21 protein-coding genes and 1 pseudogene are annotated in these 20,950 nt (G+C 59.7%); 6 read left to right on the forward strand and 16 right to left on the reverse strand.

All coding sequences use genetic code 11. The features are described 5' to 3' along the window. Nucleotides 1-375 precede the first annotated feature (375 nt). The 3 genes from A7K61_RS21995 (at nucleotide 376) to A7K61_RS22005 (ending at nucleotide 1,372) form a co-directional block, all read left to right on the forward strand. Nucleotides 376-660: a hypothetical protein gene (locus A7K61_RS21995; protein ID WP_044270297.1), complete on the forward strand. Its 285-nt coding sequence runs from the start codon at nucleotides 376-378 to the stop codon at nucleotides 658-660. Between the two features lie 77 nt (nucleotides 661-737). After that, nucleotides 738-902 (forward strand): DUF1328 domain-containing protein, encoded by a 165-nt coding sequence (locus A7K61_RS22000; protein ID WP_003187386.1) that lies wholly within the window; start codon nucleotides 738-740, stop codon nucleotides 900-902. 2 nt (nucleotides 903-904) lie between these two features. Beyond that, nucleotides 905-1,372, forward strand: coding sequence for an inhibitor of vertebrate lysozyme family protein (locus A7K61_RS22005; RefSeq protein ID WP_032894297.1), 468 nt, complete (start codon nucleotides 905-907; stop codon nucleotides 1,370-1,372). Between the two features lie 356 nt (nucleotides 1,373-1,728). On the opposite strand, the gene A7K61_RS33220 is transcribed toward A7K61_RS22005, so the two are convergent. After that, nucleotides 1,729-1,881, reverse strand: a complete 153-nt coding sequence (locus tag A7K61_RS33220; protein WP_158497511.1) for a hypothetical protein — start codon at nucleotides 1,879-1,881, stop codon at nucleotides 1,729-1,731. A 203-nt stretch (nucleotides 1,882-2,084) separates the two neighbouring features. Here A7K61_RS33220 and gltP point away from each other — a divergent pair, with 203 nt between their 5' ends. From gltP to A7K61_RS33880, 3 genes and pseudogenes are all read left to right on the forward strand, one after another. After that, entirely contained in the window at nucleotides 2,085-3,416 is a 1,332-nt protein-coding gene (gene gltP, locus A7K61_RS22010; RefSeq protein ID WP_003187390.1) for a glutamate/aspartate:proton symporter GltP, read from the forward strand. 97 nt (nucleotides 3,417-3,513) lie between these two features. Beyond that, the gene (locus A7K61_RS22015; RefSeq protein WP_044270299.1) at nucleotides 3,514-4,743 is read left to right on the forward strand and encodes a nucleoside recognition domain-containing protein; all 1,230 of its coding nucleotides are present in this window, start codon (nucleotides 3,514-3,516) and stop codon (nucleotides 4,741-4,743) included. Nucleotides 4,744-4,745: 2 nt separating this feature from the next. After that, a pseudogene (locus tag A7K61_RS33880) lies at nucleotides 4,746-4,859 on the forward strand (outer membrane lipoprotein carrier protein LolA); the annotation flags it as partial. Nucleotides 4,860-4,870: 11 nt separating this feature from the next. Here the strand turns inward: A7K61_RS33880 and lptE are convergent. From lptE to A7K61_RS22090, 15 genes are all read right to left on the reverse strand, one after another. Further along, a complete protein-coding gene (gene lptE, locus A7K61_RS22020; protein WP_047712811.1) occupies nucleotides 4,871-5,482 on the reverse strand; it encodes an LPS assembly lipoprotein LptE in 612 nt (203 codons plus the stop codon). Beyond that, entirely contained in the window at nucleotides 5,479-6,417 is a 939-nt protein-coding gene (locus tag A7K61_RS22025; protein ID WP_003187394.1) for an MlaD family protein, read from the reverse strand. Before A7K61_RS22025 ends, lptE begins: the two co-directional genes overlap by 4 nt. Before the next feature lies 1 nt (nucleotide 6,418). Then, nucleotides 6,419-7,222 carry an ABC transporter ATP-binding protein gene (locus A7K61_RS22030; RefSeq protein WP_069558372.1) on the reverse strand — a complete coding sequence of 268 codons (804 nt, stop codon included), beginning with the start codon at nucleotides 7,220-7,222 and terminating at the stop codon, nucleotides 6,419-6,421. Further along, a complete protein-coding gene (locus tag A7K61_RS22035) occupies nucleotides 7,219-8,367 on the reverse strand; it encodes an ABC transporter permease (RefSeq protein WP_034129245.1) in 1,149 nt (382 codons plus the stop codon). Before A7K61_RS22035 ends, A7K61_RS22030 begins: the two co-directional genes overlap by 4 nt. Nucleotides 8,368-8,421: 54 nt before the next feature. Further along, nucleotides 8,422-9,453, reverse strand: a complete 1,032-nt coding sequence (locus A7K61_RS22040; protein ID WP_003187399.1) for a DUF5924 family protein — start codon at nucleotides 9,451-9,453, stop codon at nucleotides 8,422-8,424. Between the two features lie 68 nt (nucleotides 9,454-9,521). Next, entirely contained in the window at nucleotides 9,522-10,904 is a 1,383-nt protein-coding gene (locus tag A7K61_RS22045) for a pitrilysin family protein (protein WP_047712814.1), read from the reverse strand. Between the two features lie 58 nt (nucleotides 10,905-10,962). After that, on the reverse strand, nucleotides 10,963-12,621 hold the full coding sequence (locus A7K61_RS22050; protein ID WP_003187402.1) for a Na/Pi cotransporter family protein: 1,659 nt from the start codon (nucleotides 12,619-12,621) through the stop codon (nucleotides 10,963-10,965). 212 nt (nucleotides 12,622-12,833) lie between these two features. Next, on the reverse strand, nucleotides 12,834-13,601 hold the full coding sequence (locus tag A7K61_RS22055) for a TerC family protein (protein ID WP_003187403.1): 768 nt from the start codon (nucleotides 13,599-13,601) through the stop codon (nucleotides 12,834-12,836). Between the two features lie 67 nt (nucleotides 13,602-13,668). Beyond that, entirely contained in the window at nucleotides 13,669-14,976 is a 1,308-nt protein-coding gene (locus tag A7K61_RS22060; RefSeq protein WP_069558373.1) for a CitMHS family transporter, read from the reverse strand. A gap of 386 nt (nucleotides 14,977-15,362) precedes the next feature. Further along, the gene (locus tag A7K61_RS22065; RefSeq protein WP_069558374.1) at nucleotides 15,363-17,324 is read right to left on the reverse strand and encodes a DUF4105 domain-containing protein; all 1,962 of its coding nucleotides are present in this window, start codon (nucleotides 17,322-17,324) and stop codon (nucleotides 15,363-15,365) included. Next, complete coding sequence (locus A7K61_RS22070) at nucleotides 17,321-17,641, reverse strand: DUF2388 domain-containing protein (RefSeq protein ID WP_003187408.1); 321 nt, start codon at nucleotides 17,639-17,641, stop codon at nucleotides 17,321-17,323. Before A7K61_RS22070 ends, A7K61_RS22065 begins: the two co-directional genes overlap by 4 nt. A 39-nt stretch (nucleotides 17,642-17,680) precedes the next feature. Continuing rightward, on the reverse strand, nucleotides 17,681-17,989 hold the full coding sequence (locus A7K61_RS22075) for a DUF2388 domain-containing protein (RefSeq protein ID WP_069558375.1): 309 nt from the start codon (nucleotides 17,987-17,989) through the stop codon (nucleotides 17,681-17,683). 106 nt (nucleotides 17,990-18,095) lie between these two features. Further along, nucleotides 18,096-18,416, reverse strand: a complete 321-nt coding sequence (locus A7K61_RS22080) for a DUF2388 domain-containing protein (RefSeq protein ID WP_034136006.1) — start codon at nucleotides 18,414-18,416, stop codon at nucleotides 18,096-18,098. A 330-nt stretch (nucleotides 18,417-18,746) separates the two neighbouring features. Beyond that, entirely contained in the window at nucleotides 18,747-18,962 is a 216-nt protein-coding gene (locus A7K61_RS22085) for a DUF1127 domain-containing protein (RefSeq protein ID WP_003187413.1), read from the reverse strand. A 318-nt stretch (nucleotides 18,963-19,280) separates the two neighbouring features. Continuing rightward, nucleotides 19,281-20,774: an acetyl-CoA hydrolase/transferase family protein gene (locus A7K61_RS22090; RefSeq protein WP_047712816.1), complete on the reverse strand. Its 1,494-nt coding sequence runs from the start codon at nucleotides 20,772-20,774 to the stop codon at nucleotides 19,281-19,283. Nucleotides 20,775-20,950 lie beyond the last annotated feature (176 nt).

Here is a 20,950-nt window from a genome sequence, read left to right on the forward strand (position 1 = left end):
CTTAACTATAAATGTGATGGTGTTTAGTCCCGGAATAATCGGGCAAGTTGCATGGTTTATTCTGATTCATAAAAGGCTTCTTCGTGCAGCTATCTGCGCGCCTTCCTACAGACGTCGTCTGAGCGCATTTCCCTTCCGTTCGCCCTTCGATCCTTCGATGTGTGCGCTGGGTGGCTGGTTCCGACCACTTGCCATCGTGCATTTCGCACGGCCTGCAAGGAGGCATCGTGCAGGATGCTAGGCGACGAATCCATTGATCAAGTGTAACCACTTGATTTTATTGAGTTTTATTTTGCAATAAAGCTGGCATGCACTCTGCAATATCTCCCCCAAGAGCGTCATGAACGAATAATCAGAATGCGGGAGCAATGCAGTATGACTCGCCTAAGCCTCAGCCAATTGCGTGTATCGCCGCTGCGCTTGCAGCAGGGCCTGTTTGCCAGCCTGGCCTTGATGGTCACGTTGATCGCCGGCCAGCAGTTGCAGCATTGGCAAGAGCGCGCGCAGCCAGCCCCGCAATTTGAACGTCCTGCCATGACCCAGACCCATTTTCGTTCCATTGGCAGCGCCAGCGCCGATGTGACTGCCCCGCAATTGAGCCTGGTAGATCAGGGTTCCACCCTGGATGAACTGCCGGCCCATGACCGTTGGGTGTTCTAGGCAAAAAAAGTCGCTTGTGTTGAGCGGCTGCACGGCATCACCGCTGTTACCCCTATAGAAGCATAAGGAGAATCACCATGTTGAGTTGGGCAATCACATTTCTGATCATCGCCATTGTGGCTGCAGTCCTGGGCTTCGGTGGTATCGCTGGCACCGCTACCGGCATCGCCAAGATCCTGTTTGTGGTCTTCCTGGTGATGTTCATCGCTTCGTTCTTCTTTGGTCGCAAAGGCCGAGGTTGAATATGGCCAACCTGCCTTTTAAAGCCCTTGCTGCCGCCCTGCTGTTGGGCGGTAGCGGCTTGGCCTTGGCCGCCAATGACGGCCAATCCCGGGCTAACGAATTGCTCAGCGCGGATCCGCAGTACCGTGAAACCTGGCAAGACGTGGTGAAGAAAGAAGAGCGCCTGCCTGAGTGGGTGATGAACCTGTCGGGCACGGCCGAGCAAATGAATGCCGTTGAGGAAGATGGCGACAAGTATTTGGTCGGGCCGCTCTGCGAAACCGCAGACACCTGCCTGAACAAGCGCCTGATCGTTGCCTTCAGCCTCGACAAGGAAGATGCCTACGCCATGTTGGTGGAAGTACCGGCCGGTTTGCCGGCGGACAAGTCCCCGACGCGGCACGCCGATTACCGTTTTATCGGTAAGCCGGACGAGGGTATGCAAAAGCTGCTGATGGAGCAGCTCAAGAAAGATCCGAATTGGTACTAGGTTCCGTCTGACGGAGCCGGCGTCCATAGAAAGAAGCCTTTGTGCTTCTTTCTGTTTGCATCGCTCCTTGAGCGATGCATGACCAGGGGGCCGGGTTGCTCTGATCGATCAGGATCGGCGTGACCTACGGGTACAGGGAGTACCTGCGCAAGGGCCGGGTCAGGCGAAAAGCTGCGACGCAAGTTCACAAGACCTCAAGCTTGCTGAACTTGCGGCGGGCTTATGACTCTCATGCCCGCACTTCATGCCGTCCATAGCCGCAGTTTTGCTTTTTGCCTCTGGCTAACCATTACTGGGTATGTCGGCGTGACCATCTATCGAGAATTTTTCATCCGCGCTATAGGATCTTTCTGGCGCTAGGTGATGGATTTCTCAGACATTTCTGCCAACCAATCCGAGACGTCCAGTATCTCTGCGCGAGCCTGATTTGGCTGCTCAACGGCATATTCACCCGCCTGAATGGCGGATACGAACTGACCGTTTGGACAAATATTTTCAAAAAAAGCCATGCCGATTCGGCATAGGGTAGGCGTTTACGGCATTAGACGTCGCTCCCTTGCATGGGAATAGTTGCGCCTTTTTTCGCCTGCCAGTAAGCCATTTCGGCCACGCTGCGGTGACCTTCCATGGAGGCAGATGCACACACTTTTTCGCTTTCGAGCGTTGCAGCTGGCGCATTTGCCGTAAGTCCACTTGAAGCAAGGGTAATGACATGAAGAAGGCAAAGCTAAGCCTCGCCTGGCAGATCCTCATCGGTTTGGTACTGGGCATTGCAATCGGTGCAGTACTCAACCATTTCAGTGCTGAAAAGGCCTGGTGGATCAGCAATGTGTTGCAGCCGGCGGGCGATATCTTTATCCGCTTGATCAAGATGATCGTGATCCCGATTGTGATTTCTTCGCTGATCGTCGGTATTGCCGGTGTCGGCGACGCGAAAAAGCTCGGTCGTATCGGCGTCAAAACCATTCTTTACTTCGAAATCGTCACCACCATCGCCATCGTGGTGGGCCTGTTGCTCGCCAACCTGTTCCACCCAGGCGCAGGCATCGACATGAGTACTCTGGGTACCGTCGATATCTCCAAGTACCAGGCGACTGCTGCCGAAGTGCAGCATGAACATGCGTTCATCGAGACCATCCTCAACCTGATCCCTTCGAACATCTTCGCCGCTGTTGCCCGTGGCGAGATGCTGCCGATCATCTTCTTCTCGGTGCTGTTCGGCCTGGGGCTGTCGAGCCTCAAGCCTGAGCTGCGCGAGCCGCTGGTGACCATGTTCCAGGGCGTGTCCGAGAGCATGTTCAAAGTCACCCACATGATCATGAAGTACGCGCCTATCGGTGTATTCGCGCTGATCGCGGTGACTGTAGCCAACTTCGGCTTCGCCTCGCTGCTGCCATTGGCCAAGCTGGTGATCCTGGTTTACGTCGCGATCCTGTTCTTCGCCTTCGCGGTACTGGGTTTGATCGCACGCCTGTTTGGCTTCTCGATTCTCAAGCTGATCCGCATCTTCAAGGATGAGTTGGTATTGGCTTACTCCACCGCCAGCTCCGAAACCGTGCTGCCGCGTGTGATCGAAAAGATGGAAGCCTACGGCGCGCCGAAAGCGATCTGCAGCTTCGTGGTGCCGACCGGTTATTCGTTCAACCTCGACGGTTCGACCCTGTACCAGAGCATCGCAGCAATCTTCATTGCCCAGCTGTATGGCATCGACCTGTCGATCGGCCAGCAACTGATGCTGGTACTGACCCTGATGGTGACCTCCAAAGGTATCGCCGGCGTGCCGGGCGTGTCCTTCGTGGTATTGCTGGCGACGCTGGGCAGCGTGGGCATCCCGCTGGAAGGCTTGGCGTTTATCGCCGGTGTCGACCGTGTGATGGACATGGCGCGTACCGCCCTGAACGTGATCGGCAACGCCTTGGCCGTACTGGTTATCTCCCGTTGGGAAGGCATGTACGACGATGCCAAGGGCGAGCGCTACTGGAATTCCTTGCCGCACTGGCGCAGCAAGGAAGCCCTGCCTACGGCACAAGCCACCCGTAGCTGATTGCAGATTGATCGAAAACAAACCCCGGAGAATTCCGGGGTTTGTCGTTTCTGCCAGCCCCGTTATCATTCGCCCCATCTTTCGGGGGACTTATCTGATGCTCAATGGCCTGTGGCTTGGCTTCTTTGTCGTGGCAATGGTGTCAGCACTGGCGCAATGGCTGGTGGGTGGTAACGCCTTGATCTTCGCGGCGATGGTCGAAAGCATTTTCGCCATGGCCAAATTGTCGGTGGAAGTCATGGTGCTGCTGTTCGGTACCCTGACGTTATGGCTGGGCTTTCTGCGGATCGCCGAAAAAGCCGGGATCGTCGATTGGCTGGCCAAGGCCCTCGGCCCGCTGTTTCGCCGCTTGATGCCGGAAGTACCCGCCGGGCACCCCGCGATCGGTTTGATCACCCTCAACTTTGCCGCCAACGGCCTGGGCCTGGACAACGCCGCCACGCCCATCGGCCTTAAAGCCATGAAGGCGCTGCAAGAGCTCAACCCCATCCCCAATACGGCGACCAACGCTCAGATCCTGTTCCTGGTGCTCAATGCCTCCTCGCTGACGCTGTTGCCGGTGACTATCTTCATGTACCGCGCCCAGCAAGGCGCTGCGGACCCGACGCTGGTGTTCCTGCCGATCCTGCTGGCCACCAGTGCGTCGACGCTGGTGGGCCTGCTGTCGGTGGCAGTCATGCAGCGCCTGCGGCTGTGGGACCCGGTGGTGCTGGCCTATCTGGTCCCCGGCGCGTTGCTGCTGGGCGGCTTCATGGCGCTGCTGGCGACCCTGTCTGCCACGGCGCTGGCCGGTTTGTCGTCGATCTTGGGCAACCTCACACTGTTTGGCTTGATCATGCTGTTCCTGGTGATCGGCGCGTTGCGCAAGGTCAAGGTGTACGAGGCCTTTGTGGAAGGCGCCAAGGAAGGCTTCGACGTAGCCAAGAACCTGTTGCCCTATCTGGTGGCGATGCTGTGCGCGGTTGGCGTGTTGCGTGCCTCGGGGGCCTTGGAGTTCGGTCTTGAAGGGATTCGCCATGTGGTGGCCTGGACGGGCCTGGATACGCGCTTTGTCGACGCGCTGCCGACCGCGATGGTCAAGCCGTTCTCCGGCAGCGCGGCGCGGGCGATGCTGATCGAGACCATGCAGACCCAGGGTGTTGACAGCTTCCCGGCGTTGGTGGCGGCGACGATTCAGGGCAGTACGGAAACCACGTTTTATGTGTTGGCGGTGTACTTTGGCTCGGTAGGCATCCAGCGGGCGCGGCATGCGGTGGGGTGTGCATTGTTCGCGGAGTTTGCTGGTGTAGTGGCGGCTATTTCGGTGTGCTACTGGTTCTTCGGTTAAGCATGAGCCGCACCCCTGTAGGAGCGAGCTTGCTCGCGAAAAACGTTAACGATGACGCGGGGCATCAGACTCCCCGAGGCGGTCTCAGGTTTTTCGCGAGCAAGCTCGCTCCTACAGGGCGGTGGAATCATTTTTTCGGCGCGGTATTACCCTGTTGTACTACCCAATCCACCACCTGCTTATTCAACTGATCCCCGGCCTGGCCAAAAGCAGCCACCACCGCTGGCACCTTGGTGTCACTCACCGGCTGCCTCACTTCAAACCGACGGCTGGCGATAATTCTTTGATCACGTCCACGCACCAATCGCGCGTCGAGACGAATCACCACCTCCACCGCCTTGCCCCGATACTCGCTCTGAAACGCCTGCAACTGCCCGCCCAGCTCATAGTCGGCTTGCAGGTTGGTCTCGTCGGTACTCAGTAATGTCACGCGCCCATCGCGCTGAAAGCCATCCAGCAGGCGATTACGCAGCAGCACCGGCGCCGGGTCGCTCCAGCGCGAGTTCGCGTAGTTGCTGATCAAGTTGCCATCTGGCACCACGGCGATGCGCGGGCTGTCTAGAAACTCGCTGGTCTGTGGCTTGGTCACGCGCAGCGACCAACTCACCGGCGTGCCTTGGCTGGCCGGTTGGGCGGACGCCAGCCGGTACACGTCCGAAGGGTCCGGCTTGGGTAGGATCGAGCAGGCGCTGACCAGTGCCAGGGCCATAGGGACGATCATGTGGTAAGCACGCTTCATGGCGTGAACTCCTTGTTCTTATCGCTGCCCAGCAGGTAACCACTGGGGTTGGCTTCCAGGCGGCGAGAGATGGCGCGCAACGAGCCGAGGGTTTCACGCAACTCGCGCACGGCTGGCGCCAGTTCGTTAAGGCCCTGCATGCCGCTGTTTACCGAGTCCTGGTTATTGGTCAGCAAGGTATTGATGGTGGCGGTGCTTTGCTCCAGGGATTTCATCGCCTGCTCGGCGCTGCCGAAGGCTTGCTTGCCTTGTTCGCTGAGCAAGCCATTGGCGCTACGCATCAGCACGGTGGTTTGCTCCAGCGCCGCGCCCGCCTGTTTGCTCACCTGCATCAATTGCTGCATCACCACCTTGATGTCGCCGCGTTGCTCGGCAATGGCGCCGGTGGTTTGTTGCAGGTTGTCCAGGGTGTTGCTCAGGCGTTCGACGTTTTCCCGCGAGAACAGGTGGTTGGCGTTGTGCAGCAGCAGGTTGACGCTGGTCATCAGGTCGTTGCTGTTATTGAGCAGGCGCGCGATGGGCGATGGCGATGCGATGATTTCCGGCAGGTTGCCGTCCTTGCCCTTGAGCTCCGGGCTCTGCGGGGTGCCGCCACTGAGCTGGATGATCGAGGTGCCGGTGATGCCGGTCAGGGCCAGTTTGGCCTGGGTGTCTTCCTTGATCGGCGTTTGCCCGGCCAGGCGGATGCGAGCCAGGACGCGGCGCGGGTCTTTGGGGTCCAGGCGCAGGCTGATCACGTCGCCCACCTTGATGCCGCTGTACTGCACCGCACTGCCCTGGGACAGGCCGCTGACCGCCTCGTTGAAGATCACTTCGTAATCCTGGAAGGCGGTATCCACGCTGGACTTGGCCAGCCACAGGCCAAACAGCATCGCGCCGACCACCACAATTACGCTGAACAGTCCGATCATCACATGATGGGCTCGGGTTTCCATGTCATACCTCGTTGAGCGATTGAGCGGCATCCAATGCCGCGCGGCCTCGGGGGCCGTGGAAATATTCGTGAATCCAGGCGTCGTCCGTTTCCGACACGACATCGATGGCGTCGGCCACCAGCACTTTCTTCTGCGCCAGCACCGCCACACGGTCGGTGATGGTGTACAGCGTGTCGAGGTCGTGGGTGACCAAAAACACACTCAAGCCCAACGCATCGCGCAGGGTGAGGATCAGTTGGTCGAATTGCGCCGCGCCAATCGGGTCGAGACCGGCGGTGGGTTCGTCCAGAAACAGGATGTCCGGGTCCAGGGCCAGTGCGCGGGCCAGGGCCGCACGTTTGATCATGCCGCCGGATAACGAGGCCGGGTATTTGTCGGCCGCCGACAGCGGCAACCCCGCCAGGGCCAGCTTGACCGCCGCCAAGTGCTCGGCATCGGCGCGGCTGAGGCCGGCGTGCTCGATCAAGGGCAGGGCCACGTTTTCGGTCACCGTCAGCGAGGAAAACAGCGCGCCCTTCTGGAACAGCACGCCAAAGCGGCGCTCCACCAGTGAGCGTTCATGTTCAGGCAGGCTCGGCAGGTTTTTGCCGAACACCCGAACTTCGCCTTCGCTGGGGCGACGCAGGCCAACGATGCTGCGCAACAACACGGATTTACCGCTGCCAGAGCCACCCACCACCGCCAGGATCTCGCCTTTGTACAAGTCCAGGTCGAGGTTCTCGTGCACGCTTTGGCTGCCAAAGCGATTGCACAGGCCACGCACTTCAATCACCGCCTCAGTGGGCGCACGGCGTAGACGACTCACCAGCCCATCTCCATGAAAAACATCGCCGCGACCGCATCCAGCACGATCACTACAAAAATCGATTGCACCACGCTCGACGTGGTATGCGCGCCGACAGATTCGGCACTGCCGCTGACTTTGAAACCTTCCAGGCAGCCAATGGCCGCGATCAAAAAGGCAAAGATCGGCGCCTTCACCATGCCCACCAGAAAGTGCTGCACGCCAATGTCCGATTGCAGCAGCGAAAGAAACATCGCCGGCGAAATATCCAGGGCCACGGCACACACCACACCACCGCCGACGATCCCCGAGAGCATCGCCAGGAAGGTCAGCATCGGCAACGCCACCAGCAGCGCCAGCACGCGGGGCAATACCAACAGTTCCATAGGGTCCAGGCCCAGGGTGCGGATGGCGTCGATTTCTTCGTTGGCCTTCATTGAACCGATTTGCGCGGTGAACGCACTGGCGGTACGCCCGGCGATGAGGATTGCGGTAAGCAACACGCCGAATTCGCGCAGGAAGGAGAACGCCACCAGGTCCACGGTAAAGATCGTCGCGCCGAAGCTCTTGAGCACGGTGGCGCCGAGGAAGGCCACGACGGCGCCCACCAGAAAGGTCAGCAGCGCGACAATAGGCGCCGCATCCAGGCCCGTCTGTTCGATGTGGGCGACCATGGGCGTCAGGCGCCAGCGCTTGGGCCGCCAGATGCCGCGGGCGAAGGTTTCGAGGATCAGGCCGATAAAGCCCAACAGCTTCATTGCGTCTTGCCAGACCGTGTCTACTGCGCGGCCGATGCGGGCCAAGACTTGAATGCCGGCGGCCTCTTCCGGCTCTTTGATCGGTACGCAAAAGTCATTGAGGGAGCGGTAGACGGTCTTGAGCAGTGCACGGTCGGCGGCTGCCAGGGTGCAATCGGTCTGTTCGGCAGAGTGTTCGATGCGCGCTGGGCCCAGCAGCTCCACCAGCAGCGAGGCGCCGGCGGTATCCAGCGCGCCGAGGCCGTTGAGGTCAATGCGGGCACCGGCGTCGTATTGGCCGTCGAGCGTGGCCGACAGCTTCTTCAGGTGGGCGTAGTGGGCCAGCGTCCAGTCGCCGGTAATCCGTAGCGAAGGCGGGGTGCTGGACGTATCAAGATGGGCCGCGCCGGCCGTCGTGCGAGTGGTCATAAGCTCCGAGCTTGTTTGGCTATCCACAATTGCTACGTAATAGCACGATCCGGCTTACTTTGGGTTGTCCGCTTGTGCTGTGTCTATCACCTTGAAGCGCAGAACGCCGATGACTTGCCCGTCTTCGGTGAGCACCTGCACCTGCCAGCGCCCCACGGCGTCACCTGGGAAATTCTGCTTGTGGGTCCAGGCTCGATAGCCTTCCTTGCGCCCACCATGGATGTCCAGGGCAATGCGGTCGACTTCCTGGCCGTTGAATTTCCACACATGGTAGATCCGCTCATCCAGCCCGCGTGGTGCGTTGATGGCGGTGTACGCATACAGCCCACCGCTGCGCAGTTGGGCGGCGGTGACTTGCTTGAGGTCGTCGCCCGGCGTGCGGTCTTGCAGTTGGGTGCTGATGGCGACTTCGGTCATCCACAGGGTCGCGGGCGGTACCCAGCTGCGCAGGAACCAGCCGGCGCAGCCGATGGCGGCCGTTACCCCCAGCAGCATCGCCCAGCCCTTGAGGCTGCGCAGCGGCAGGCTGACGGCCAGGCTTGGAATCGACAAGACCATGGCTACACCCAACGCCAGTTTGTAACTCTGGGCGGTGGTCAGGTGCATGATGATCGGCAGCGCGGTCAGCAGCGCGGCGAACAGGGTCAGGGTGTGCAGGGCCAGGAACAGCGAGCGTTTGGGCGCCAGCCATTTGTAATACAGCGGGTCGATAATCGATACCAGCGCCGCCGCGCCCAGCAGGCCAGTGAACAGCGATTGGCCGCTGTTCCAGGCGGTGGTGACGAAAAAGAAGGGCAGGACGAAAAACAGACTTTCCTGGTGGATCATCTGGGTGGCGTAGCGCAGCAGCGGTTCAGGGATCTCGCGATTGAAGACCTTGGTGAACAGCTGCGTAAAGCTGTTTTCCAGCATCAGCCACAACCAGCTCACCAGCATGATCACCGCGATCCAACTGGCCATGCCCTGCTGGCGGTCTACCAGAATGAAGCTGCCGACCCCCGAGATAAAACCGCCGAGTGCAATCACCCCTGGGTAGCGCTTGATCAGTTCTATAACGCGCTGGATGAGGGGCGGCAAGTTCGGCATGGGCGGTTCACTGGTTGTGGGAAAAATCTCAGACAGAATAACGCCTTAGCCCGATATTCTGTGCGTCATTACTCAACAGGTTTGCGATAAAGCCTCAAGCCGATCAAACCAAGGATGATCAGGCCCAGCACGCCCGCACCGATCCAGGTCAATGCGTCATAACTCAACAGCGGTTTTTCGATGCGCCAGTAGCCCGGCTGCTGGAACGCTTCGCGCATGGCCTGGTTGGTTTGCGCCAGGCTTACGGCCTTGATGCGTTTGACCGGGTCGCTGAAACGCCCATTGGAGTAGTCGCCGGCCGCACTCCAGTAATAGTCGGCCAGAGCACTGTTGCCCTGCACCGCCCAGGCTTGGCGGGCAATGGCGGCCTGTTGCAGGCGCGTGAATACTGTTGGGTCGAGGCCGTCCTTGAGCAGTTGGGCCTTGAGGTCTTGCAAGACCTGCTCGGCTTCAGGGAGGTTTTCCCGCTCAAGGTCGGCATTCAGGCTGAGGAATCCAACGCCGCCGAGCACTTCGCGTTCTACCCAGGGGCCGTAGGACAAACCGTGCTTGAGGCGCAGTTGCCGGTACAGTGCCCAGTCGAGGTAATCCTTGAGCAGGTTGTAGGTTTCATCATGCTGGTCGTCCAGCACAGGCTCGGGGAACAGCCAGTGCAGCTTGGCGCCATCGCCCACCCAGCCGCGGATCAGGTCGCGATGGCTGGCGGCGGTATGCTGGATTTCGGGGAGGGGGCGATGTTCGCTCGGCTCCACGGGGTCGAGTTGCCCATAAGTGCGTTCCAGGTAGGCAGGCAGCAGTTTGTCGAGATCGCCGACGACGATCAGGGTCATGTTGTTCGGCGCGTACCATTCGTTGCGCAGCTTCTCTAACTGGTCGCGGGTGAGGTGGTTGACCTCGGCGCGTTCGGCGCACTTGAGGCCCAGCTCCACGGCCAATTGGTTGCTGGCGCTGTGACCGAGGTCCTGGCGATCCAGCAGGCGTTGCAAGTGTGAGTAATGGCCGCCGTCTTCGCGCTCCACCACTTGCTTGGCGGCATTGATATGGGCGTCGGTCAGTTGCGTGCGCGTGAGGATTGCCAGCAGCAGGTCCAGCACCTTGCGTTGGTTCTGCGCGGGCGCCTCGATCACGAAGGTGGTGTCGGCGTTGCTGGTGTAGGCGTTCCACTCGCCGCCGAGGGCTTGCATACGGTCTTCGAGGTCGCCTTCGCCGCCGCCGTCGATACCGCTGAACAGCAAGTGCTCGAACAAGTGCGGCAGTTCTTTTTCGTCGCAACCGAAGTCGTCCAGGCCCACCCCAACCACCAGGCGAATAGCCACGTGCCCACGCTCGGTGCCCGGTTTGAGCAGCAGTTGCAGGCCGTTGGGCAAGGTATAGCCCTCGACTTGCAGGCGGTCAAAGGCAAAGGTGTGGGCCGAGCCCAAGAGCAGGCAGGCGAGTAACAGGCGACGCATAACAAGCTTCCTGGCGAATGAGGTCCATTGTTAACTGACTTCGCTCGCGGGCGTACGTTCAGGGCGAATGGGTGATGTCGGCAATACTTTCGGCAGAGAGCGCGCCGGTGTCGGACGTTTCCAACACTACATAAGCACTGCTGCAAAACAACGAGTTCAAGCGTTTCATGTCGGCAATCAGTTCCAGATGCAGGGAACTGGTTTCCAGGCTCTGCACGATCTTGCGCTGCAAGCGGCTGACATGGGCGTGGGCCAAGCGGCGTTCCTGGGCGCGGAAGCGGCGCTTTTCTCGCAGTAATTGGCGGGCGCTTTCCGGGTCGCCGCTGAGAAACACCGACAGGCCCAGGCGCAGGTTGGCGATCAACTGGCTGTGCAGGCCGCTGAGTTCTTCCAGGCCCACTTCGGAAAATTGCCGGCGCTGCGAGGTCTTCTGTTGCTGGACCTTGCGCAGCATGCGTTCGATCAGGTCACCCGCCAATTTCAAGTTGATCGACAGCTCGATGATCTCGGCCCAGCGGCGGTTGTCTTGTTCACTCAGGTCTTCCCGAGGCATTTGCGCCAGGTAGAGTTTGATCGCGCTGTAGAGCGCTTCGACGTCATCGCTCAGGCTGCGCATTTCTTGGGTAACGGCGGTTTGGTTGCCGCGCAGCACTTCCTGCATCGAGGTAAGCATATTGTCGATCAAGTCACCCAGGCGCAGGGTTTCGCGGGCAGCGTTCGCCAGGGCCAGGCTTGGGGTATTCAATGAGGCCAGGTCCAGATGGCGTGGCTTGGCTTTGCCATTGGTTTCGGGGCGTTCCGGCAGCAGCCATTCGCACAGGCGGGCCATGGGCCCGATGGTGGGCAACAGGATCAGGCAACGGCTGACGTTGTAGAGCAGGTGGAAGGTGATGACCATGCCCTGAACGCTGTAGTCCAGGCCGTCCATCCAGCCCACGAGCGGGTCAAGCACCGGAATGATCAGCAACAGACCGATCAATTTGTACAACAGGCTGCCCAGGGCCACTTGGCGACCGGCAGTGTTTTGCATGCTGGTGCTGAGAAAAGCCAGTACGCCGCTGCCGATGTTGGCGCCGATCACCAGGCCGATGGCCACGTGCAAACCGATCACGCCGGCACCGGCCAGGGTGGCCGTGAGCAATACTGCGGCAAGGCTGGAGTAGGAAATCATCGCGAACAGCGCGCCGACCAGGGCGTCCAGCAAGATATCGCCGGTCAGCGAAGCGAAGATGACTTTGACGCCCTGGGCATGGGTAATGGGCCCGGCGGCTTCGACGATCAATTGCAGCGCGAGGATGATCAGGCCCAGGCCGATCCCGACCCGGCCCAACTGCCCTGCCCGCGTCTGTTTGCGCGACAGGAAGAAAATCACCCCGAGGAAGATCAGCAGCGGCGACAGCCAGGACAAATCGAACGTCAGCACCCGCGCCATCAAAGCCGTACCGACGTCGGCGCCAAGCATGGTGGCCAAGGCCGGCGTGAGGCTCATCAGCCCTTGGCCGACGAACGAAGTCACCAGCATCGCGGTGGCGTTACTGCTTTGCACCATGGCCGTCACCAGGATACCGGCGACAAATGCCAGCCAGCGCTTGGACATGTTCTGCCCGATGACTTGGCGCAAATTGGAGCCGTAGACCCGCAGGATGCCGGTTCGGACGATATGCGTGCCCCAGATAAGCAGGGTCACGGCGGAAAGCAGATTGAGCAAGGTCAGCATGCTCGGCCCCCCGTGTGGGTGCGCTCCAAAAGGAGCGAAGGAAAGTTACCGCGTGCCGCTCTACGTCTTGTACCTAAGCTGTAGTTGGCGAATGGGCTCTGCGCCAGCATCGCATAGCTAAACTTGGGATTGAAACAAAACTGTCATGAAATCAATTTTTTGCGGATGAAAAAAAGGGGCTCGAAAGCCCCCTTCTTCACAGCGGGTCAAATTTACTGACCCGGAATATCCTTGCGCAGTTTCACTGGGTCCTGCTGTTTCTTCTTTTTCGCGATGGCGGTACGCATCTTGATGTTCACCGCTTCCACCGCCAGCGAGAACGCCATGGCGAAGTAGACGTAGCCTTTTGGCACGTGCACGTCGAAGGATTCAGCGATCAGCACGGTACCCACGACCAGCAGGAACGACAGCGCGAGCATTTTCAGCGACGGGTGCTTGTCGATGAATTCGCTGATAGTGCCGGCAGCCAGCATCATCACCAATACCGCAACGACGATGGCGGCAACCATCACCGGCACGTGGGAAACCATGCCGACGGCGGTAATCACCGAGTCCAGGGAGAACACGATGTCGATGATGGCGATCTGGATAATGGTGTAGATGAACTTGCCACCGGCGCCTTTGGGCTCGTCCTGGGTTTCATCTTCACCTTCCAGGGCGTGGTACATCTCCTGGGAGCTTTTCCACAGCAGGAACAGGCCACCGAAGAACAGGATCAGGTCGCGACCGGATATGCCCTGGCCAAACACCACGAACAGGTCGGCGGTCAGTTGCATGACCCAGGTGATCGACAGCAGCAACAGGATGCGCGTGACCATGGCCAACGCCAGGCCGAAGATCCGAGTGCGTGCCTGCATATGCTTGGGCATGCGGCTGACCAGGATCGAAATCATGATGATGTTATCGATGCCCAGGACGATCTCAAGGGCCGTCAGGGTGAAGAAGGCAATCCAGATTTCCGGATTGGTCAGCCATTCCATGTGTATTCCTTTGAGCAAGTGTTAACCGCGCAAGCTGTAGCGCCGCGCGGTGAGTGAGTCGGTACGATTATAGAGTGCTGAACAGCGGAAAAATCCCCATCAGCAATGCGGCGAACATTATGCACAGGCACACCAGCACTGCCCACTTGAGCGTGAAGCGCTGGTGATCGCCGAATTCGATGCCCGCCAGGGCAACCAGCAAGTACGTCGAGGGTACCAGTGGGCTGAGCAAATGCACGGGTTGCCCGACGATCGACGCCCGCGCCATTTCCACAGCGGTGATGCCGTAATGGCTGGCGGCTTCGGCCAGTACCGGCAGTACGCCGTAGTAGAACGCATCGTTGGACATGAAGAAGGTGAACGGCATGCTCACCAGCGCGGTGATCACCGCCAGGTAAGGGCCCATGGCTTCGGGGATGACTGCCAGCAGGCTCTTGGACATGGCGTCGACCATGCCGGTGCCCGACAGGATGCCCGTGAAGATACCGGCGGCGAAGATCAAACCCACCACCGCCAATACGCTACCGGCGTGAGCCGCGACGCGGTCCTTCTGCTGCTGCAGGCACGGGTAGTTGACGATCATGGCGATACTGAACGCCACCATGAACAGCACCGGCAGCGGCAACAGGCCGGCAATCAGGGTGCACATCAACGCCAGGGTCAGGGCGCCGTTGAACCAGATCAGTTTTGGGCGGCGAGCGTCGGGGAATTGCGACACGCTGATTTCGCTGTGGTCGATCTCGTCGCCCTGCAGGTGCAGTTCACCCAGGCGCGCACGTTCGCGCTTGCCGTACATGTAGGCAATCACCAGGATCGCCACCACACCGGCGGCCATGGCCGGGATCATCGGTACGAAGATGTCCGACGGGTCTACATGCAGCGCACTGGCGGCGCGCGCGGTCGGGCCGCCCCAGGGGGTCATGTTCATCACGCCACCGGCGAGAATGATCAGGCCGGCCATGATCCGTGGGCTCATGCCGATGCGCTGGTACAGCGGCAGCATGGCCGCGACGCAGATCATGTAGGTGGTGGCACCGTCACCGTCCAGGGATACCACCAAGGCCAGCACGGCGGTGCCGACCGACACCTTGAGCGGGTCGCCCTTGACCATCTTGAGGATCTTGCGCACGGCCGGGTCGAACAGGCCGGAGTCGATCATCAAGACAAAATAGAGGATGGCGAACATCAGCATCACGCCGGTCGGCGCAAGCTTGGTGATGCCTTCGAGCATCATCGGGCCGATCTTCGGTGCGAAACCGCCGAACAGCGCGAACAGGATCGGCACGATGATCAAGGCGATCAGCGCAGACAGGCGCTTGGTCATGATCAGGAACATGAACGTGATGACCATGGCAAAGCCAAGGAAAGTCAGCATAGGAATACTCCAGGCGTAGCGCGGCTAGGGAATGGCGGACCGAGTGGCGGTCAGCGCAGAACGAAAGGCACGAGGCGTACGGGTGGAGTTGGAGCGAACAGGCGGGTACGAGCGGACATCGGGAATCACCATTGTTGTTGTTAACAGCCGGTCTGTTGCCGGCAGTGGAGGCGATCCTAGACGGGGAAGCTTTCAGCCAGCTTTCGCTGAGAAAACAGCTGATGAAGGGCAGGCACCAATCTTCAGGTTCTTGTTCTTGTAGGAGCGAGCTTGCTCGCGAAAAACGTCAACGATAACGCGCGCTTTCTGAATAAACGCGGCGCCTGTGAGTTTTTCGCGAGCAAGCTCGCTCCTACAAGGGCAAGCCAGTGGTCGCTGCCAGAGTATCAGGGTAGTTCCAGGCCGCCGGCGGCTTTGTGCAAGGCTCGCAAATGCTCACCCACCTGTTTGAGGTTGGCCTCACAGGCGGCAATCTCGGCGGCGCGAGACGGATCGAGCAGCGCCCTCACCTCCTTATCCAACTCGCCGGTCAATGACTGCAACTGCTTCTGGCGTTCGGCGCTTTCTGATTCCAGGCGCTTGGCTTCCGAAGGTTGCGGCAGGCCATAACCCCCACTGTCCAGCAACTCGGCTGGGCGGCTGAGGAAGCCGCTGTTGGCGAGAATTTGCTGCAGCGTATTGTTGGCTTTCTCCATGCCGCCGTTTTTCAGCTCGCGGGCATTGAGGTAGCGTTGTTTGACTTCGTCCTGGGCGAGCATCAATTGCTTGCGATAGCTGGCCTGTTCCAGCAGCAACAGTGCGGCGCTGGTACGTAGGTCGGCCTGGCTGAACCATTGGCGACGCGCTTGCGCATCCAGGGACAACCAGTCTTCGACCTGGGTCTGCTTGATCGGCAGTTGCTTGCGCAACACGTCGAACATGGCCTGGTAGCGCTCGCGGAACGAATCGAAGTGATACCCCAGGCGCAGGGCTTCGCGCTTGTCGTTCAATACGCTGGTGTCGGCCAGGCCGCGGGCGCTGAGCACTTCCAGCAAGCCGTTGGGGGTAATGTTGTCCAGGCCGGTCAATTGCGGGTTGGCGCTGCCACTGCGCAACAGTTTCAGGCTTTCGACCGCACAGTTGTTGGAGATAAAGAAGTAGTTGCCGTCATAGCTCCAGTGCATCTGAGCCGCATGTTCGACGGTGTCGTTGATTTCCTGGCGGCTGAGCTTCAGCGGCACCGACGCCAAGCCGCGCAGTTCGGTCTTGGTGTATTCATCAATGACTTGGGCCAGCGGCAGGACGAAGAGCCGCGACGGGTATTTACCCACCAGGCCATCCCAGCTCGACAGCTGAACGTCACCGACGAAGGCGCGGTAAGACAAGACCAGGTGCCGGTCCAGATCCAGCCGACAATCCGGGCCACGTGGGCGGCCCGGGGCGCAAATCACCAGGCGCAACATGCTATGGCCCCAACGGCTTACCAGGTTCTGGTTGGCTTCGGCCAGCAGGTAGTCGATTTCATACACGCGTTCCGGATCGATCTGGCCCAGGGGTGTCTTGGCGAAATCGTTGCCTGCGTTCAGGAAGGGATAGGTGCTGGCGCAGGTGTCTTGTTCGGGTGGAGCCCAGCCGAAGTGATCCTTGTAATAACGGAACAGCGCTGGGCGGCGACAGGCGTAGCTGGGGTCCAGGAGGAAGTACTCCATGTTGACCGCTACGAATTCCAGCGGGCTGGTGGTTTCGTAGATGTCCGGGCTGCGTACCACCTGATGGTTGTGCTGTTCACGCTCGCCGCGCCGACCCACATATTGTGGCCAGCCGGCAAGGTCCAGCAGGCGCGGGTCGTCACTGAGGGTAAAGCGGCGGTCGTTCTGGCCACGGCACTGGTCGGGCAAGCCTATCAAGCCGGTGATGTTGTTCTGACGGCTGCAGCGCTGGATCAGCATGCGCTCGTCCTTGGGCCAAAGGCGCGCACGGTCATAGATGTGGGTCAGTTCATGCAGCACGGTGGCGAGCATTTCCCGGCGCACAGTACCGTGGGGGCGATTGGTTTTCTGGGTGGCGGCGCTGCCGTCAGTCAGGCTGGCGAGCAGGTTCTGGTTGAGGTCCAGTTCGGACACCAGGGATGCCTGGCCGTAGGCGTTTTCAGGCATCTTGTCGGTCCAGCCGACATCGATACGTCGATCCAGCTGCTCGACAAAGCGCGGCGGCAATGAACGTAGCGCTTCATCGAGCAATGCCTGGCTGGCCTGCTGTTCGGCCGGGCTCAAGCCTTCGGTCTTGAGCCGCAGTTGCAGGCCGGCCTGGGCCGTACTTGCGCACAGCAGCACGGCCCCGGCCAGGAGCCAGGTTTTGAGGCGCCTCACAGAGCGAGGATAGCTTCGGCGAGGGTCTGGTCGCTGGCATCACGGGCTTCTGGCACGCGGGTGCGAAGGGTATCGAACGCGGCTTCCAGCTGGGCGCCACGGATCTCGCCATTGGTGGCGACGAAACTGGCGGCGTCATCGTGGGCTTCGCGCACGATTTTGGAGTCGCGGATGGAGGTGGTGGTGTCCGAGGTGAAATCAATGGTGCGTGCCGAAGCCCGCACGACGATGTTGCTGGTGGCCTTCAAGGTTTGCGCCTGGGCGACGTCGGCCAAAAACAGCAGGCCGAGGGCGGCGACGATCAGCGGGCTACGCATGGGGTGACTCCAATGACAAAGATAGAAATACAACGATGATTATTGGACGAGAATTGCTTGCGCCAGTTCAAGGTCGCTTGCATGAAGTTTTGGCTGGGTGCGGCGCAGATAGTCCAGCGCGGACTCCAGGCATGCGCCCCGCCATTGGCCGTCAGTGGCAATGAAAGCGGCAGCATCATCCCGAGCGGCCAGGACCAACTTATTGTCGAACGGCGCAGAGGTCACTTTGCTGGTGGCATACACGCTGACAACCGTGCTCTGGGTGGACACATCCAACGCTGAAGCCATGGTTGACCAGCAGGCGCAAAACAGTACAGGAACAATCAATAAACGGTATGAAAAAGCCATGGGACTCGACAACTGAAAGCGAGCGCCAAGGCTAGCGCAACGGCCGGGCGAGAGCCAGCGTCGAGCCATGCGGGAGCGGCGGGCGCTCCCGTCTGGTTGCCGTGGGTCAGATAGCCAGGATGGCCTGTGCCAGCTGTGCATCGGTTGCGGTATTGAGCTGTGGCGCTTGTTGGCGGATCTGGGCCAGGGCGCTTTCCAGTTTCACGCCACGGATGGCGCCTTCGCTGGCGACAAAGCTGGCGGCGTCGTCACGGGCCGCTTGTACGACCTTGTTGTCGCGCAGGGATGAGGTGGCATCAGACGTGGCATCGGAGGTTGCCTTCAGAGCGCCGACGATCGAGTCGGTCGTCATGATCAGGCTGCTCGCGTTGGCATTGGCAGCCAGGGTCAGCACAGCGGCAGTGCACAGCAGGCGAAGACGGGACATGGGGTAACTCCTGTAGACGAATAATAAGGTGGCGCGAAACGGCCACAATGAAACGGACTGGGACTGTCGAGCATCAGACGCACGCTCTACAGGGTTCGCCACGTGGTGAACCGATATTAGGCGTGTGCCCGGCTATTCGGAAGCCTGTAATTAAACTGTACCTGTCATATTTTATTAATTTAGAACTGTATCTGTGTGCTTGAGTCGAGCCAATCCAATGCGCTATCGCAGATACAACAAAGCCCGCCTCCGGTTACCCGGGGCGGGCTTTGCTTTGACAAATCAGGGTGCTGGCAGTGGACCCGTCAGGTCAGGGCCAGCGGGCGCTACTTAGCGCCAGAACGGCTTGCTCAGCTCTTCGTAACGTTGAGCTTCGCTGATACCGGCGTCAGCCAGCAGACGCGAATCCAGGCGAGCCAACTGGTGGCGGCTGGAGATGCGGCGCTGCCACAACATCAGGTTGGCGAGAACGCGCAAAGGCAGGGAAGCCTGGGTGTTTACAGCTTTTTCTTCGAAGAACAGTTCGGAACTGAGTGTACGTTCCATGATGACATCCTTCCGCTTGTGGCGGGATTAGGTAGTGGTTTAACTGATGCCAATGATCCTCTTCCAAGGCAAGACTCTCTAGATACAGTTCACCTGTATTGTGAGAGGCCAGTTAACTGTTTAACGAGGCTGTACGGTACGAAATTGGGGCAACTGTACCTGTGCGCACTTAAAAGGTGCGAAACCGGCGTTTTTGAGTTGAGGTGTGGGATATTTCGGTAGGAAATGACCAGTACAGCAGTACAGTTTTTTCCATAAGAGCGGGTGAGTTCACCGAGCTGATGAAACTGTATGTGCATCAGCTCGGATCTGTATTCATCAAGACTTGAGCATATGCCCGGTTTCTTCCAGGTTGATGTGCCAACTCAGCGCTTCGCGCAGGATGTGCGGGGTATGCCCACCGATGGCGCAGGCGGCATCGAAGTAAGTGTTGAGGGCATCGCGGTAGGCTGGGTGCACGCAGTTATCGATGATGACCCGAGCGCGCTCCCGTGGCGCCAGGCCCCGCAGGTCGGCAAGGCCTACTTCGGTGACGAGAATGTCCACGTCATGCTCGGTGTGGTCCACATGGCTGACCATCGGTACCACGCTGGAAATTGCGCCGCCCTTGGCAATGGACTTGGTGACGAAGATCGCCAGGTGCGCATTGCGGGCGAAATCCCCGGAGCCGCCGATGCCGTTCATCATTCGCGTGCCGCAGACGTGGGTGGAGTTGACGTTGCCGTAGATATCGAACTCCAGCGCGGTATTGATACCGATAATGCCCAGGCGCCGTACCACTTCAGGGTGGTTGGAAATTTCCTGCGGGCGCAGCACCAATTTGTCCTTGTAGTGCTCCAGGTTGCCGAACACATCGGCATTGCGTCGCTCCGACAAGGTAATCGAACTGCCGGAGGCAAAGCTCAGCTTGCCGGCGTCGATCAGGTCGAAGGTCGAATCCTGCAACACTTCCGAGTACATGGTCAGGTCTTCGAACGGCGACTCGATCAACCCGCACATCACCGCGTTGGCAATATTGCCGATGCCGGCTTGCAGCGGGCCGAGCTTGTTGGTCATGCGCCCGGCATCGACTTCTTGCTTGAGGAAGTTGATCAGGTGGTTGGCGATGCCTTGGGTATCGCTGTCAGGCGGCGTCACCGTGGAGGCGGAGTCCGCCTGGTTGGTGATGACGATGGCGACGATTTTCTCGGGCGGGATCGGAATCGCGGTGCTGCCAATACGGTCGTCGACTTTCACCAGCGGAATCGGCGTGCGCGTTGGCCGGTAGGTCGGGATGTAGATGTCGTGCAACCCCTCCAGGTTCGGGTTGTGCGCCAGGTTGATCTCGACGATCACCTGTTTGGCAAAGATCGCGAAGCTGGCCGAGTTGCCTACGGAAGTAGTGGGCACGATATGGCCCTGCTCAGTGATCGCGACGGCTTCGATCACGGCGATGTCTGGCAATTTGAGCTGATTGTTGCGCAGTTGCTCGACCGTTTCCGACAGGTGCTGGTCGATAAACATCACCTCGCCGGCATTGATAGCCTTGCGCAGGGTGCTGTCGACTTGAAAGGGCATGCGTCGTGACAGTACGCCGGCTTCGGTCAACTGCTTGTCCAGGTCATTGCCCAGGCTGGCGCCGGTCATCAGCGTAATTTTGAGCGGCGAAGTCTTGGCGCGTTCGGCCAGAGCGTGGGGGACGGCCTTGGCTTCACCGGCACGGGTAAAGCCGCTCATGCCGACGGTCATGCCGTCCTCGATCAGTGCAGCGGCGTCTGCCGCGCTCATGACCTTGTTCAACAACGAAGGCAAGCGGATACGATCACGGTACATGAATTGTTATCTCTGGCTACGGAAAGCAAGGTGGGCAGTGTAGTGATTTCAAAAAGTTTCGGCCCGCTACCATGGTCGAATGCCAGGTACCGATTTAGAGCCTTTGGTCGGGTTTCATCCGCTAATAAAAAACCCCAGCCTACGGGAGGCCAGGGTTTCGGGTATTGCGCTGGCGC

This window comes from Pseudomonas sp. AP42 (assembly GCF_001728935.1).
In the GTDB taxonomy this organism is placed as follows: domain Bacteria; phylum Pseudomonadota; class Gammaproteobacteria; order Pseudomonadales; family Pseudomonadaceae; genus Aquipseudomonas; species Aquipseudomonas lactis.

Coding starts and splice junctions, on each gene's coding strand:
- A7K61_RS21995 (WP_044270297.1), top strand. CDS start 376: ATGACTCGCCTAAGCCTCAGCCAATTGCGTGTATCGCCGCTGCGCTTG.
- A7K61_RS22000 (WP_003187386.1), top strand. CDS start 738: ATGTTGAGTTGGGCAATCACATTTCTGATCATCGCCATTGTGGCTGCA.
- A7K61_RS22005 (WP_032894297.1), top strand. CDS start 905: ATGGCCAACCTGCCTTTTAAAGCCCTTGCTGCCGCCCTGCTGTTGGGC.
- A7K61_RS33220 (WP_158497511.1), bottom strand. CDS start 1,881: ATGGCTTTTTTTGAAAATATTTGTCCAAACGGTCAGTTCGTATCCGCC.
- gltP (WP_003187390.1), top strand. CDS start 2,085: ATGAAGAAGGCAAAGCTAAGCCTCGCCTGGCAGATCCTCATCGGTTTG.
- A7K61_RS22015 (WP_044270299.1), top strand. CDS start 3,514: ATGCTCAATGGCCTGTGGCTTGGCTTCTTTGTCGTGGCAATGGTGTCA.
- lptE (WP_047712811.1), bottom strand. CDS start 5,482: ATGAAGCGTGCTTACCACATGATCGTCCCTATGGCCCTGGCACTGGTC.
- A7K61_RS22025 (WP_003187394.1), bottom strand. CDS start 6,417: ATGGAAACCCGAGCCCATCATGTGATGATCGGACTGTTCAGCGTAATT.
- A7K61_RS22035 (WP_034129245.1), bottom strand. CDS start 8,367: ATGACCACTCGCACGACGGCCGGCGCGGCCCATCTTGATACGTCCAGC.
- A7K61_RS22040 (WP_003187399.1), bottom strand. CDS start 9,453: ATGCCGAACTTGCCGCCCCTCATCCAGCGCGTTATAGAACTGATCAAG.
- A7K61_RS22045 (WP_047712814.1), bottom strand. CDS start 10,904: ATGCGTCGCCTGTTACTCGCCTGCCTGCTCTTGGGCTCGGCCCACACC.
- A7K61_RS22050 (WP_003187402.1), bottom strand. CDS start 12,621: ATGCTGACCTTGCTCAATCTGCTTTCCGCCGTGACCCTGCTTATCTGG.
- A7K61_RS22055 (WP_003187403.1), bottom strand. CDS start 13,601: ATGGAATGGCTGACCAATCCGGAAATCTGGATTGCCTTCTTCACCCTG.
- A7K61_RS22060 (WP_069558373.1), bottom strand. CDS start 14,976: ATGCTGACTTTCCTTGGCTTTGCCATGGTCATCACGTTCATGTTCCTG.
- A7K61_RS22070 (WP_003187408.1), bottom strand. CDS start 17,641: ATGCGTAGCCCGCTGATCGTCGCCGCCCTCGGCCTGCTGTTTTTGGCC.
- A7K61_RS22075 (WP_069558375.1), bottom strand. CDS start 17,989: ATGGCTTTTTCATACCGTTTATTGATTGTTCCTGTACTGTTTTGCGCC.
- A7K61_RS22080 (WP_034136006.1), bottom strand. CDS start 18,416: ATGTCCCGTCTTCGCCTGCTGTGCACTGCCGCTGTGCTGACCCTGGCT.
- A7K61_RS22085 (WP_003187413.1), bottom strand. CDS start 18,962: ATGGAACGTACACTCAGTTCCGAACTGTTCTTCGAAGAAAAAGCTGTA.
- A7K61_RS22090 (WP_047712816.1), bottom strand. CDS start 20,774: ATGTACCGTGATCGTATCCGCTTGCCTTCGTTGTTGAACAAGGTCATG.